The 13,837-nt window shown below is 67.6% G+C and carries 12 protein-coding genes; 6 read left to right on the top strand and 6 right to left on the bottom strand.

Translation table 11 applies throughout. The features are described from left to right. Positions 1 to 3: 3 nt before the first annotated feature. From VN779_RS20975 to VN779_RS20960, 4 genes are all read right to left on the bottom strand, one after another. Positions 4 to 606, bottom strand: coding sequence for a hypothetical protein (locus tag VN779_RS20975; RefSeq protein ID WP_325725972.1), 603 nt, complete (start codon positions 604 to 606; stop codon positions 4 to 6). A 155-nt stretch (positions 607 to 761) separates the two neighbouring features. After that, positions 762 to 1,637, bottom strand: a complete 876-nt coding sequence (gene panB, locus VN779_RS20970) for a 3-methyl-2-oxobutanoate hydroxymethyltransferase (protein WP_325725970.1) — start codon at positions 1,635 to 1,637, stop codon at positions 762 to 764. Positions 1,638 to 1,765: 128 nt separating this feature from the next. Then, the gene (locus VN779_RS20965) at positions 1,766 to 2,539 is read right to left on the bottom strand and encodes a site-2 protease family protein (RefSeq protein ID WP_325725968.1); all 774 of its coding nucleotides are present in this window, start codon (positions 2,537 to 2,539) and stop codon (positions 1,766 to 1,768) included. 295 nt (positions 2,540 to 2,834) lie between these two features. Then, entirely contained in the window at positions 2,835 to 3,674 is an 840-nt protein-coding gene (locus tag VN779_RS20960) for a DeoR/GlpR family DNA-binding transcription regulator (RefSeq protein WP_325725967.1), read from the bottom strand. A 364-nt stretch (positions 3,675 to 4,038) separates the two neighbouring features. On the opposite strand from VN779_RS20960, the gene VN779_RS20955 reads away from it, so the two are divergent. The 4 genes from VN779_RS20955 (at position 4,039) to VN779_RS20940 (ending at position 8,241) form a co-directional block, all read left to right on the top strand. Further along, positions 4,039 to 5,373, top strand: coding sequence for an ABC transporter substrate-binding protein (locus tag VN779_RS20955; protein WP_325725965.1), 1,335 nt, complete (start codon positions 4,039 to 4,041; stop codon positions 5,371 to 5,373). 45 nt (positions 5,374 to 5,418) lie between these two features. Further along, positions 5,419 to 6,381 carry a sugar ABC transporter permease gene (locus tag VN779_RS20950; RefSeq protein WP_325725963.1) on the top strand — a complete coding sequence of 321 codons (963 nt, stop codon included), beginning with the start codon at positions 5,419 to 5,421 and terminating at the stop codon, positions 6,379 to 6,381. A gap of 83 nt (positions 6,382 to 6,464) precedes the next feature. After that, on the top strand, positions 6,465 to 7,301 hold the full coding sequence (locus tag VN779_RS20945; RefSeq protein ID WP_349260876.1) for a carbohydrate ABC transporter permease: 837 nt from the start codon (positions 6,465 to 6,467) through the stop codon (positions 7,299 to 7,301). 184 nt (positions 7,302 to 7,485) lie between these two features. Next, positions 7,486 to 8,241 (top strand): SIS domain-containing protein, encoded by a 756-nt coding sequence (locus VN779_RS20940; protein ID WP_325725959.1) that lies wholly within the window; start codon positions 7,486 to 7,488, stop codon positions 8,239 to 8,241. Positions 8,242 to 8,887: 646 nt separating this feature from the next. Here the strand turns inward: VN779_RS20940 and VN779_RS20935 are convergent. Together VN779_RS20935 and VN779_RS20930 are read right to left on the bottom strand one after the other, a co-directional pair. Next, positions 8,888 to 9,670, bottom strand: coding sequence for an HAD-IIA family hydrolase (locus tag VN779_RS20935; RefSeq protein ID WP_325725957.1), 783 nt, complete (start codon positions 9,668 to 9,670; stop codon positions 8,888 to 8,890). 565 nt (positions 9,671 to 10,235) lie between these two features. Further along, positions 10,236 to 11,000, bottom strand: a complete 765-nt coding sequence (locus VN779_RS20930; protein WP_325725955.1) for an MgtC/SapB family protein — start codon at positions 10,998 to 11,000, stop codon at positions 10,236 to 10,238. Between the two features lie 328 nt (positions 11,001 to 11,328). On the opposite strand from VN779_RS20930, the gene VN779_RS20925 reads away from it, so the two are divergent. After that, a complete protein-coding gene (locus VN779_RS20925; protein WP_325725953.1) occupies positions 11,329 to 12,060 on the top strand; it encodes an acyltransferase in 732 nt (243 codons plus the stop codon). A gap of 11 nt (positions 12,061 to 12,071) precedes the next feature. Further along, entirely contained in the window at positions 12,072 to 13,508 is a 1,437-nt protein-coding gene (locus tag VN779_RS20920; RefSeq protein WP_325725951.1) for a GuaB1 family IMP dehydrogenase-related protein, read from the top strand. Positions 13,509 to 13,837 lie beyond the last annotated feature (329 nt).

The raw sequence follows: 13,837 nt of genomic DNA, 5'->3' as shown, positions 1-13,837 counted from the left end.
CGCCTACCAACGCTCCACGCGTGGTCCGCTGACCGCCTCGATCCAGCGCCCCAGTCGTCCGCGCAATCCGCCCGCGGCCGCGTCTCGCGACGCGGCCGCGAGTGAGACCAGATGCTGCGCCGTGTCGAAGGTCAGCGGACCGGGTTCGTCCGGCACGGTCAACGTCTCGTGCGCCAGCCCGCGCAGCTGGGCCGCGCTCTGATCCAGCGTCAGAATCCGGGCACCGCGGTGCCGCGCGTCGTCGACCCGCTCCAGCAGCGCGTCCGCCGGATCCCACTGCGCCACCACGAGCAGCGCCTCGCCGCGTCCGGCCGAGTCCAGCCGCTGAAGACCGGCCGCGAGGTGCGGGGGAGCGTCCGGCGGCGGATTGTGCCGCAGCAACACCGGCGCGAGCTGTGGCAGGTCCGCCCACTGCGACTCATCGGTCAGATGCGCCGCCAGGTGCCACGGCTCGTCATCCGCCGGACCGGCCAGCAGCAGCCCGCCGACCCGGCGCGGCGCGCGGCGCAACGCGGAGCCGAACTCGTCGCTCGCGTCGATCCAGCCGGACCGGCCTCCGGTCGCGCCGAGCAGATCGCGCAGGGCGGCCGCCTGCACTCTGTCCATACACACCATCGTGCCAGCCTGCGGGGCGTGTTACCGGCCAATGACGCGATTCGGAAGGTCCGGACGATCCAGCGCGGTAGGGGAGAGGCGGCGAAGGGTCCGGTCGCGGGTGCGACCGGACCCTCAAGCAGCTGTCAGCTGCGCGTTCGCCGTGATCAGTGGAACGTGTGCTCCGGGGCGGGGAACGCGCCGTTGACCACGTCCGCGGCGTAGGCGCGCGCCGCGTCGCCGAGCACCGAGCGCAGATCGGCGTACTTCTTCGCGAACCGCGGCGCGTGGCCCGGCGTCATGCCGGCCATGTCCGTCCACACCAGCACCTGAGCGTCCGTGCCCGGTCCCGCGCCGATGCCGATCGTCGGAACGGTCAGCAGTTCGGTCACCCGCGTGGCCAACTCCTCCGGCACCAGTTCCAGCACGACCGCGAAGGCGCCGGCGGCCTCCAGCGACTTGGCGTCCGCGAGCAGCCGCTCCGCCTCCTCGTCGCCTCGGCCCTGCACCCGGTAGCCGCCCAGGACGTTCACCGACTGCGGCGTCAGCCCGATGTGCGCCATGACCGGGATCCCCGCCTGCACCAGCGCCTCGACCTGAGGCACGACCCGGCGGCCGCCCTCGAGCTTGACCGCGCCCGCCCCGGCCTCCTTCAGGAACCGGGTGCCGGTCTCCAGCGCCTGCCGCGCCCCGCCCTGATAGGAGCCGAACGGCATGTCGGCCACGACCAGCGAGCGCTTGGTTCCGCGCACGACGGCGGCCGTCAGTGTGATCAACTCGTCGACGGTCACCGGCACGGTGTTGGAGTACCCGAGATGGTTGTCGGCGGCCGAATCGCCGACCAGCAGTACCGGTATCCCGGCCTCGTCGAAAACTCCGGCGGTCAGCGCGTCATAGGCGGTGAGCATCGGCCAGCGTTCGCCGCGCCGCTTCGCCGCGGCCAGGTCGCGCACGGTGACCCGGCGGCCGACGCCGTTCCCGCCGCCGTACAGCGTGAGCTTGGGTTCCGCGGCGGCGGGCGTGGGCTGGGGTGATTGAGACATGCCTGGGACTGACATGACAACGACTCCTCGGAAAAGATCTCGTGGCGCCCTGCGGGCGTCCCCGGACTGAGAGGGATCGTCTCACTTCCGGCCCGCCGCCGCCAGACTTCCGGCGGCGGGCGTGATCGCTAGTGCGACTTCCAGAACATGAACAGGCTCTGGCCCTGGCTCGCGCCGTAGTACGGCTGACCGAACGCGCTCAAGATCGAATAGATGGCGTGCGAGAACCCGTCGCGCACCGGCTGGAAGAAGAACAGCAGCAATAGCACCAAGAGGATGCCATACGGCCGGATCGGCTCGAGCCCGCGGCGGGTCTCCGGCTTGAGGTAGGGCTCGATGATGCCGTAGCCGTCGAGCCCAGGAACCGGGATGAGATTCAGCAGCGCTACAGCGACTTGCAAGAACGCGAAGAAGGTGACGCCCTGCCAGAACTCCTGATGTGAACCGAACACCGCCGAACCGTTGCCGTCGATCGGCACGGTCGGCGCCCAGAGCGCCACGGCCACCATCGCGAGAACGGCGAACACCACGTTCGCCAGCGGCCCGCTCGCCGAGATCAGGCTGGCCTGCCAGCGTTTGCGCGCCGCGGTACGGTCCACCAGCACCGCGCCGCCAGGTAGCGGAAGACCGCCCCATGCCAGGTAGAGGGCCGGGAGCAGGAAGCTGAGTACCGGGTTCAAGTAACGCAGCGGGTTGAGGTCGAGGTAGCCGCGTGCTGCGACACCGGTGTCTCCGGCTCGGTGCGCTGCGTATGCGTGTCCGAACTCGTGCAGACACAGCACAACAAAGTACGCACCCATCACAAATACGAACACCGCGAACCCGGCGTCTCCGTACCCCGTCCATGCCGCCACCGCGCCGGTGACCGTCACCGCGACGATGCCAAGGAAGACCGAGCTCACCTTGATCCGGTTTCGCCGTCCCCAAGGCTGCGCGGTGCGCCCTGGCGCCCCCGTGCGCTGGCCGAAAACTCCCATGTCGCTGAGCACTCGCTTCTGCTGGACGGCGCCCAACCGCGGAAATCAGCGGCGGGCGGAGCGATGGCGACGCCGGATGGCGCCTTGCGGCCCATGCTATGACCACATGCTGAGCGTGCGGCGTGAAGCGCAGCGAAAAACGGGGGCTGCGGCGAGAAAAGCGCAGCGCAGGCCGGTAGCCCACGCTCTTAGTTCGGCACGGCTTTGGTGGGGCATCGCCTCAGAGGTGGCGTCCGTCGACCAGGCTGTGCACGTTCTGCGCCGGTATCGTCGCCGGCTGCTCTTCCTCTTCGCCGGCGATGATCAGCTCGCCGACCCGGTCCGACAGCGCCGCGCGGCCGTCCTGCGCGAGCCCGGAATCGGTCACCAACGCCGCGGCGCCCTCCAGGCCGGCGATGGCGCACAGGCCCACGACGCCCCACTTGGTGTGGTCAGCCAGGACGATCAGCCGTCGCGCGGTCGACATCAACGCACGGTTGGTCTCGGCCTCCATGAGGTTGGGCGACGTAAAGCCAGCCACCTCGTCCATCCCGTGCACGCCCATGAAAACGCAGTCCAGGTGCAGCGCACGTATGGACTGGATGGCTACCGGTCCGACCAGCGCATCCGACGGCGTGCGTACCCCGCCGGTGAGGATGACCGTCTGGCTCGCCACCGCGTGCGTGTGTAGGACCTCCGCCACGCGCAGCGAGTTGGTCACCACGGTCACGTCCGGGACTCGCGCCATTGCACGCGCGAAAGCGTGCGTCGTCGTTCCCGCGGTCACGCCGATGGCGGTACCGGGACGCACCAGATCCGCCGCGCGGCGGGCGATGGCGTCCTTCGCCGCTCGCTCGCGCCCGACCTTGGCCTCGAATCCGGGCTCGTCGGTCGAGCCTGGGTGCCGGGCGGTGGCGCCGCCGTGCACCTTCTCGATCAAGCCCTTACGGGCCAGCGTGTCTAGATCCCGGCGCACGGTCATGTCCGAAACCCCGAGCGCCTGAGTTAGATCGCTGACGCGGACGCCGCCGATCCGGCGGACCTCCTCCAGGATCCAGCTCTGCCGCTGTGCCGCCAACATCTCCGGGCTCCTTCACGCCGAGGGGCGCTGTGCACACCGTCGCGCACACGGCTGCACTAGCGAACCACCAGCCGACCAGAAACACACTCGATCCAACATCGGACCGTCCGTACGTGGGTACGAAGAACCCAGAACGCAACAGTAACCAGACCACGGCTAGCACACCAGCCCCTACAGCTGCCCTTTTCGATGTTTCATTTTGAGCAAGAACCCTTGACATGCCTCCCGTTCCGGCGGTTTGCTCTGCGCCAGATTGTTTGTTCACGTTCGATTGGGATCTGTTCGCGGACCAGTTCGTTCGCAAACCCCCAACCAGCACGGTCCCCCTGCCCCCTGCTCCACTGACGTCTCACATGGAGGTGCGATGTCCCCGCAGTCCCCCAGGGCGTTCCAAGGCCCTAGCGTCGACCGGCGGATCATGCTCAAGGGTCTGCTCGGAGCAGCCGGCGTCGCCGCGCTGCCCACCCTTGCGGCATGCAGTTCCTCGTCGAGCAAGTCGTCGTCGTCCTCCACGGGCGGCGCCGCTTCCGGCACAGTCAGCCTTGGCTCCAACGCGTCGGACGCCGTGCCGAAGAAGGCCTTCCAGGCCGTCTACGACGCGTTCCAGGCCAAGAACCCGAGCATCAAGGTGCAGGTCAACACCAAGGACCACGACACCTTCCAGGAGCAGATCAACAGCTACCTGCAGGCCACCCCGGACGACGTGTTCACGTGGTTCGCCGGCTACCGCATGCAGTTCTTCGCGGCCAAGGGTCTGTCCAACAAGATCAACGACGTGTGGGACACGATCGGCAACAACTTCCCGCAGTCGGTGCACGACCTGTCCAAGGGACAGGACGGCAACTACTACTTCGTGCCGATCTACTACTACCCGTGGGCCGTCTTCTACCGGAAGAGCGTGTTCGCGGCGCACAACTACACGGTTCCCACGGACTGGAACGGATTCATCTCGCTCTGCGAGAAGATGAAGGCCGACGGCCTGAACCCGATCGCCTTCGCGGACGCCGACAAGTGGCCGGCCATGGGCACGTTCGACCAGCTGAACATGCGCATCAACGGCTACCAGTTCCACATGGACCTGATGCACGGCAAGGCCGCCTGGACCGACGCGAAGGTCAAGGCCGTCTTCGACCACTGGACCCAGATCCTGCCCTACCACCAGCCCGGCTACATTGGCCGCAAGTGGCAGGACGCCGCGCAGTCGCTGCTGCAGAAGAAGTCGGGCATGTACCTGCTCGGCACCTTCGTCGCCCAGCAGTTCACCAACCCGGACGACCTGGCCGACCTGGACTTCTTCGCCTTCCCGGCGATCGACCCGCAGTGGGGCCAGGACAGCATCGAGGCCCCGGTCGACGGCTTCATGCTCAGCAAGAACCCGAAGAACCGGGCCGCCGCGGCCAAGCTGCTCGAGTTCATCGGGTCGGCTGACGGCGAGGGCGCGTACCTGAAGGTGGACAACAGCTACGACGCGCTGGTCACCGGATACGACACCTCCGGTTACAACGCGATCCAGAAGAAGTCCGCGCAGCTGTTCGCCTCGGCGCAGCACGTCTCGCAGTTCATGGACCGCGACGCCAACCCGGCGTTTACTTCAACTGTGATGCAGCCGCAGCTTCAGGCCTACCTGCAGAACCCGGGCAGCATCGGCAGCATCCTCAGCGGTATCGAGCAGCAGAAGCAGTCCATCTACAACTCCTGACCGGCCACGCCGGAAACGGCGAAGCCACCGGAACGAGGAACCCCGATGACCGTCGGAACCAGCGCCGACGCCGTCGAGACCGGGCGCGCGGCGGATCTTCCCCGCGCGCCCGGGCGGCTGCGACGGCTGACCGGCCGAGACAGAACTGTCCTGACCCTGATGACCGGGGTGCCCACGGCACTGATGGTGGTGTTCGTCTGGGTCCCGGCGCTGGCCTCGATCCTGCTGTCCTTCACCTCCTGGGACGGGATCGGCGTCGACTCCATCAAGTGGATCGGGCTGCGCAACTACCAGCAGATCTTCACCATCTACCCGTCCTTCTGGCCGGCCGTGGAGCACAACGTGCTCTGGCTGGTCGTGCTCGCGGCCATCCCGACGCCGTTCGGCCTGTTCCTGGCCTACCAGCTGGACAAGAAGATCAGGTTCAGCCGCTTCTACCAGGGCGCGTTCTTCCTGCCGGTCATGGTGTCCAGCGCGGTGATCGGCTTCGTCTGGGAACTGATCTACAACCCCGACCACGGCCTGATCAACAGCCTGTTCCACACCAACAACCCGAACGGCACCTACCTGGACTGGGTCGGCAACCCCAAGCTGAACATCTGGGCGGTGCTGGTCGCCGCGTCCTGGCGGCACGCGGGCTACATGATGATCCTCTATCTGGCCGGCCTCAAGAGCGTCGACCCCTCGCTCAAGGACGCGGCCGCGGTCGACGGCGCGAACGAGTGGCAGGCGTTCCGGCACGTCGTCTTCCCGGCGCTGCGGCCGATCAACGTCGTGGTCGCCGTCGTCACGGTCATTGAAGCGCTGCGTGCCTTCGACATCGTCTACGTGTTCAACAAGGGCGAGCACGGCACTGAGCTGCTGTCCATCCTGATCACCCAGAACATCATCGGTGAGGCGAGCCGGATCGGTTACGGCTCGGCCCTCGCGGTGATCCTGCTGGTCGTCTCCCTCGCGGCGATCATCCCGTACCTGATCGTCACCTTCCGGAAGGAGCGGAGCACGTGACCGCCACGGCCCTCGCCTCAGACACCGCGCGGCCGAGCGGCGCCCATCCGGTCAGCGGCAAGCGCCGGGCACGGCCCGCGCGCATCGTGCTGCACGTCTTCCTTGCGGTTAGCGCGCTCGCTTGGCTCGTGCCGATGCTGTGGGCGATCTACACCTCGCTGCGGCCCTACTCGGAAACCCAGTCCAAGGGCTACCTGTCCCTGCCGAGCACGCTTAACTTCCAGAACTACATCGACGCCTGGAACCAATCCGGGATGCCGCACTACTTCTGGAACACGGTCATGATCGCGGTTCCGGCGGTGATCTTGACGCTACTGCTCTCCTCGTTCGTGGCGTTCACGGTCACCCAGTACAACCTGAAGATCAACCTGTTGCTGCTGATGATCTTCACGGCGGGTAACCTGCTCCCGCAGCAGGTCATCATCACCCCGCTGTATCGGCTCTACCTGCTGATCGGCCTGCCCTCCGGGCTTAGCGACTCGGGCAAGATGTACGACACGATCTTCGGACTGGTCGTCATCCACGTGGCCTTCCAGTCGGGCTTCTGCACCTTCGTGCTGTCCAACTACATGAAGACCATCCCGACCGGCCTGCGCGAGGCCGCGGTCGTGGACGGCGCCACGGTCTGGCAGATCTACAGCCGGATCATCCTGCCGCTGCTCAAGCCCGCGGTCGCCGCGCTGGCCACGTTGCTGTCGATCTGGATCTACAACGACTTCTTCTGGGCCATCGTGCTGATCTCCGACGGCAACAAGATGCCCATCACCTCGGCGCTGGCGAACCTGTCCGGCACGTTCTTCACCAACGACAACCTGGTCGCGGCCGGGGCGCTGCTGACCGCCGTCCCGACGCTGCTCGTCTACTTCCTGCTCCAGCGTCAGTTCGTCTCCGGCCTCACCTTGGGCGCGGAGAAGGGCTGAGCTGGGCACGGGTCAGGCGACCGGAGCCGCCGCTGCTGGTCCGGCGGCGGCTCCGGCCATCGCATCCGCGGCACTGTCCCGCCGGCCAGATTGGCCTATACCAATTTCGCAGTTCTGATTCCCCTGGCGTCACCGGTGCAGTAGCGTGCCTGCGATCAGCGCACCCGGCCCCAGGGGAGTCTTCGTGTCCGTCGATACCGCCACTTTCCTCGGCAAGGTCCGTGAGCAGCTCGACCGCATCGAGTCGACTCAAGGGCCGGCGATCGATCGCGCCGCGCAACTGGTCGCCGCGTCGCTGCGCAAGGACGGCGTGCTCCAGGTGTTCGGAACCGGCCACTCCGAGGCACTCGCGATGGAGCTGTCCGGCCGCGCCGGAGGCCTGATCCCGACGAACAAGCTGGCGTTGCGTGACCTGATCACCCTCGGCGGGCAGGACCCGAGCGTCCTAGCGGACCCGAAGGCGGAGCGCGACCCGCAACTGGCCCGCCGGGTGTGGGACCTCGCCCCGATCGGCCCGGCGGACGTGATGGTCATCGTGTCCCAGTCCGGCGGCAACGGCTCGACGGTCGAGATGGCGCACATCGCCCGCGAAAACGGGCACCCGCTGATCGCGATCACCTCGCTGGAGCACTCGCGGCGCATCGCTTCGCGGCATCCGTCCGGCAAGCGACTCTTCGAACTCGCGGATGTAGTGATCGACAACGCCGCGCCCTATGGTGACGCCGTGCTCGACTTGCCGGGCGGAGGGAAGGCTTGCGCGATCTCCTCGATCGGTAACGCCGTCATCGCGCAACTCATCGTGGCGGGCGTCACGGCGCGGCTGCTCGCGGAGGGCGTCGAGCCGCCGATCTATCTGTCGGCGAACATCGCCGAGGGGGATTCGCACAACGATGTCTGGGAGGCGCGCTACGAGGGCCGCATCCGCCGCAGCGCCTACTAGGGCGCTTAGAGCTTTCGCCTGGGCCGTGGCGCCTGCCGCGTACGCTCGCCTGCGTCGTCGGATCCCCGGTGCCGCCAGGCACCTGTTGGGCGCTGTCGTACGCCCGGTACCTTGCGATGGGACGCGTCAGACCCGCGCGGCGTTAACCGGCGCTAGTTCTAATACACGCCGCAGCGTTCCGCGTCGCCACTCCTACCGAGCCCGACGTCCCTCCCCGCCGCTACCACTGCGCCTGTCCCGGAGCGTCTCCCGCGGCGCCACGGTGGCGCGAGACCTGGCGCGGAACACCGTTGCCGCGCCGTGCGTACGGCAACGCGTCGAACTGGTGCGGGAAGCAGGGTGCCGCCGGAATGGGGGGCGCAGCGATGGAAGCGGGGCCGGGAGGGGCCGAGGGGGCGAGCCGGCTGTCGTGGCCATGTTCGCCAGGAACACAGCGCAATGCCTGCCGGTACTCAAGCACTAAAGCGTCGTAGAGCGGAGTCGCCGTCGAGCGCGCTTCAACAGGGCGCGTACCTGGATGCGAGGCCCGAATGGCGGAGAGTTGTGGTGCAGTCACAACCGGTATAACGCGCCGTCAATGCTTCAGGATGTTCGGCCGATCGAGTGATCGGCCGAATTATTCATCTCTTCTACCTAAAGCCGCAGCTCAGGCGACTTCGGTGATCAGTTCCGCCACGGACTTCACGATCCGCGAGGGCCGGTACGGGAACCGCTCCACGTCGGCGAGCAGGGTGATCCCGGTCATCACCAGGATGGTCTCCAGTCCGGCCTCGATGCCGCACTTGATGTCGGTGTCCATCCGGTCGCCGATCATCGCGGTGGTCTCCGAATGCGCGGCGATCTTGTTGAGACCCTCGCGCATCATCACCGGATTCGGCTTGCCCACGAAGTAGGGCTCGACGCCGGTGGCCCGCGTGATCAGCGCCGCGACCGAGCCGCAGGCGGGCAGGGCGCCCTCGAGCGAAGGGCCGGTGGCGTCCGGGTTGGTGGCGATGAAGCGGGATCCGCCGTCGATCAGCCGGATCGCGCGAGTGATCGCCTCAAAGCTGTAGGTCCGGGTCTCGCCGAGCACGACGTAGTCGGGCTCGCTCTCGGAGAGCGTGTATCCGGCTTCGTGCAGCGCGGTGGTCAGCCCGGCCTCGCCGATCACGTACGCGGAACCACCGGGCCGCTGCGAGTGCAGGAAGTTCGCGGTGGCCAAGGCGGAGGTCCAGATCGACTCCTCGGGCAGGTCGATGCCGGTGGACAGCAGCCTGGCCCGCAAGTCCCGCGGGGTGTAGATGGAGTTGTTGGTCAGCACCAGGAACGGCGCACCACAGTCGCGCAGCCTGCGGATGAAGTCGTCCGCGCCGGGGATCATGTTGCCCTCGTGGATGAGGACGCCGTCCATGTCCGTCAGCCAGGTGGTCACCGGCTTGCGGTCGTTCACGTTCCAGCTCCTTCCGGGCCGCCGAGTGGGTCCCGGCGGGCTGGTGCAGGACACGCGAGGGAGCGTGTTGCTCGGTCCATCATCTCGTGTCCAGGCATGTCGGCGAGGAGAGCCGTTCGCATGCCGGAACGCGAGTGCCGTGCCGTCAAGCGGCGCCGAATCGACCGCGACCGGGTATCGCCGATCGCAGCGCATCGTGGCGTCGCCGTTGTGGGCCTACTCGCTGCGATCGGACTTTGTCGGTGCGGGGCGCCTGCGGCCGTGCCGCCGGACGACTGCGTCCAAGCGGCATTCTTCGGAATGTGGGCAGCAGTGCCCCTGAGAAATGACTAGCGCCGGTACGCGTGTCGCCTCTCGGCGAGTGGCACAGCGCGGCTCCAGCCAAACGGTATTCCGCGCCGGCTATAGGTGAGGCCCGGGGACATCGTACGTACCGGCAGATCGAGGCTAACACACGCTGCCGGTCACGCGCCGCATCCGCTGTCTCACCAGTGCTCTCACATACCGTGAGATTTCCTCGATCCGCAGCCCGTCGCACCATTGCGTGGTCACGACCTGGACCCCACTACCGGGCCCCGCTCCTTGCCGCCGAGGCCGCGGCTTCCACCATCTGATCCGCCACGATGTCGGCTTGCACCGCCTGCTCGACGTTGTCAGACAGCACCGCCATAGCGGGTTTTGGCGCAGTCTCAGCACACTCATTGCACACCGCCTCAATGCGCACCGACAACGCACCCTCATGCTGATTGCCGGCGATTCCGGTCGAAAGAGCCTGCGATGGCGCTACATGGCCACAAGCGGCGAGCGACATCCGCTTCACTTCGACCGCCTCGCCTTCGACCTCGTGCACGATCGCCTTCTCGATCCCGCGCAGGGTGAAATGAACATGGTCGTCGTGGTGGAAGTAGGGCGCCCACCGTCGGGCGTCCAACAGCCGGAAGAGTGGCAGATGCCTGATCTCAAGGCTCAGGAGCACCGCACCGGCCGCGATGGCAGCAAGCCACAGGTGTCCCACCCCGGCGGCCGCGCCGATCGCCGCCGCGCAGAATATGGATGCCGCGGTGGTGACCCCGTGCAGGATCTCCTTGTCTTGAGCCGCCTGCCGAAAGCACAGCCCGCCGCCGATGAAGCCGATCCCGGTCACCGCGCCGCCGAGTACCGCGGGGGAGGAGAGAGACAGGGCACCGATCAACGCCGTACCCGCGCCAATCAGAGAGAAGGTGCGATCACCGGCCGGTGCGCCGCGCACCGCCCGCTCGAAACCGAGTACGAAGGTCAGCCCCCAGCCGACCAGCACTCGGGTCACCAACTCCAGCTCACTGATATGCACCGCGTCTCGCCTCCCCATGCCACCTGGCGCAGCCGGCCGGCATGCTCGTTCGACGTCGGTCGCCGAAGCTGAGTCTCGAACCGCGCCGTCGCGTCGGGCCCGCCGGTCTTTTGGTGCAGCAGTCTAGGGTCTGTGGACGTCTGATAACCCCCGCTCGCTATGAAAGCCTGTTGCCACTTCTTGCGACTAGCTCTCGGCTGTATCGATGCGCCTCGTTCATCGCCGCACGCTCCGAAGCGTGGCCGCCGACTGTTCGGCCACCGCGGCAGCCGGTCAAACTCGCACCCGCCTCCTCCTGCGCAGTGCGCCATCGCCTACGGTGTCAGCCATGGCGAAGCAGCGATGGTGGTCTGAACTCGGCAACCGGGCCGTGCTGGCAGCCTGGCGACGGGTCGGCGAGGCAGGCCGGATCACCGCCGCCACTGCGGCCGGCCGACGTTTTGCCGCGTTCGGCGAGGGATCAGCGATCGCATTTCCGCAGGGCACTCTCCTCGGCGAACGCTGGATCGCGGTCGGGCACTTCACCCTCGTCGGGCCGCACGTCACGCTCAGCGCCGGATTCGTCCCCGAGCGCGACCTCGGGCCCGAACCCATCGTGCGTATCGGCAGCGGCGTCGTGCTCGGGCGCGGCAGCCACGTCATCGGGCACCAGTCCATTGAGATCGGCGACGACGTGTACACCGGCCCGTACGTGTACATCACCGACCAGAACCACGGCTACGCCGACCCGCAGGTGCCGATCGGAAAGCAGTGGCCGGTGAACGCCCCGGTTTCCATCGGCGCGGGTTCCTGGCTGGGCACCGGGTCCGTCGTGCTGCCCGGCGCCACGATCGGCCGCAACGTCGTTGTCGCGGCCGGTTCCGTGGTGCGCGGCGAGGTGCCAGACCACAGCGTCGTGGCCGGAGTCCCAGCCCGGGTGATCCGCCGCTACAGCGGCGACGGCGCCTGGGTCGCCGCCGATGAGGCAGCGCGGTTTGAGGCCGCTTCCACCACGGACGGTGCCTGGGCTGCTGCCGACGAGGCAGCGCGGCTTGAAGCCGGTTCCACCGCCGACCGGTAGACTGCCGTCACGTGCGCTTCCTGAATGATTCGACCCCTCAGCACGACCTCACCTACGACGACGTCTTCATGGTCCCCGCGCGGTCCGACGTCGGATCGAGACTCGGCGTCGATCTCAGGACGCCCGATGACAGCGGCACCACCATTCCCTTAGTCGTTGCCAACATGACCGCGGTCGCCGGCCGCCGTATGGCTGAGACCGTCGCGCGCCGGGGCGGCATCGCGGTCATCCCGCAGGACATCCCGATCGACGTGGTCACGGATGTCCTCGACTGGGTCAAGGCCCGGCACACGATCTACGACACGCCTATCACCGTCCGTCCTACCGACACTGTCGGCGATCTGCTCAACCTGTTGCCGAAGCGGGCGCACGGCGCGGCCGTAGTCGTCGCGGACGGCCGACCGGTCGGCGTTGTCACCGAGGCGGACTGCGCCGCCGTCGACCGCTTCACCCAGCTGAGCCAGGTCATGTCCCGGGACCCGCTGACTGTTCCCGACGGCATCGAGCCGGAGGAAGCGTTCAACCGCCTCAGTCAAGGCCACCATCGGCTCGCGCCCGTGGTGGACGAGCACGGCCAACTCACCGGCATGCTCACCCGGCAGGTCGCACTTCGCGCGACTCTCTACGATCCCGCAGTCGACGCGGCCGGCCGGCTCCGCGTCGCCGCGGCGATCGGCATCAACGGTGACGCCGTCGGTCGGGCCAAGGCACTGCTCGACGCCGGAGCCGACGCTCTGGTCGTGGACACCGCGCACGGGCACCAGGAGAAGATGATCTCGGTTCTCTCCGCAGTGCGGGCTTTGCGCCCCGGCGTCCCGATCGTCGCTGGCAATGTCGTGTCCGCGGAAGGGGTCCGCGACCTGGTCGCCGCGGGAGCGGACATCATCAAGGTCGGCGTCGGTCCCGGGGCTATGTGCACGACCCGGATGATGACCGGTGTCGGCCGGCCACAGTTCTCAGCCGTTCTTGAATGCGCGGTTCAGGCTCGGGCCCTCGGCAAGCACGTCTGGGCCGACGGCGGCGTCCGCCATCCTCGCGACGTCGCGCTCGCCTTGGCGGCTGGTGCCTCCAACGTGATGGTCGGCTCCTGGTTCGCCGGCACCTACGAGTCCCCGGGCGACCTCCAGCACGATGGTGACGGCAGGCCGTACAAGGTCAACTTCGGCATGGCATCTGCACGCGCGGTCCGACTTCGTACAGCAGATGACTCTCCTTTCGAGCAAGCGCGCAAGGCGATCTTCGAGGAAGGCATCTCAGCCTCCCGGATGTATCTCGACCCGCAGCGGCCCGGAGTCGAGGACCTGATCGACGCGATCATCGCTGGCGTGCGCTCCGCCTGCACCTATGCCGGAGCACGGTCGCTCGACGAGTTCCACGAGCGGGCGGTGATCGGCATCCAGAGCGCCGCCGGCTATAGCGAGGGCAAGCCGCTGCACACCAGTTGGTGACGGTGTGCAGCGCGTCCACCCGTGACTGAGGTGCTCGGCTTCCTCCACGCTGAGGAAGGCTCGGCACGTGGCAAGCCGAATGTCTCGGTGTCCTTTCTGCGGCTCGGTTTCGGAGGGGTGGCTCGGTTTCGAAGGGGCGCAGTCTGCCTACGCGTAGCTGCGCACCGGCACAGATACGACGCGACGTGATGTGGTTGTGGTTTGGCCGTAGTTTGCGGTCGTCTGTAGGGCGCGATACACAGGGACAGGCACGCGCACCGCGGGACGCCCGCGGCGTGAGGCGTCTGTGCGGGGCGAGCGGCCGTCCCGCCCCGCACAGACGCTTGACC

It is taken from the genome of Actinocrinis sp. (genome assembly GCF_035605935.1).
In the GTDB taxonomy this organism is placed as follows: domain Bacteria; phylum Actinomycetota; class Actinomycetes; order Streptomycetales; family Catenulisporaceae; genus Actinocrinis.
This window is presented reverse-complemented; position numbering and strand designations above follow the sequence as displayed.

Bases quoted from the DNA above. Each gene is read 5' to 3' on its own strand.
- VN779_RS20955 (WP_325725965.1), top strand. From the start codon at position 4,039: ATGTCCCCGCAGTCCCCCAGGGCGTTCCAAGGCCCTAGCGTCGACCGG.
- VN779_RS20975 (WP_325725972.1), bottom strand. From the start codon at position 606: ATGGACAGAGTGCAGGCGGCCGCCCTGCGCGATCTGCTCGGCGCGACC.
- VN779_RS20950 (WP_325725963.1), top strand. From the start codon at position 5,419: ATGACCGTCGGAACCAGCGCCGACGCCGTCGAGACCGGGCGCGCGGCG.
- VN779_RS20925 (WP_325725953.1), top strand. From the start codon at position 11,329: ATGGCGAAGCAGCGATGGTGGTCTGAACTCGGCAACCGGGCCGTGCTG.
- VN779_RS20960 (WP_325725967.1), bottom strand. From the start codon at position 3,674: ATGTTGGCGGCACAGCGGCAGAGCTGGATCCTGGAGGAGGTCCGCCGG.
- panB (WP_325725970.1), bottom strand. From the start codon at position 1,637: ATGTCTCAATCACCCCAGCCCACGCCCGCCGCCGCGGAACCCAAGCTC.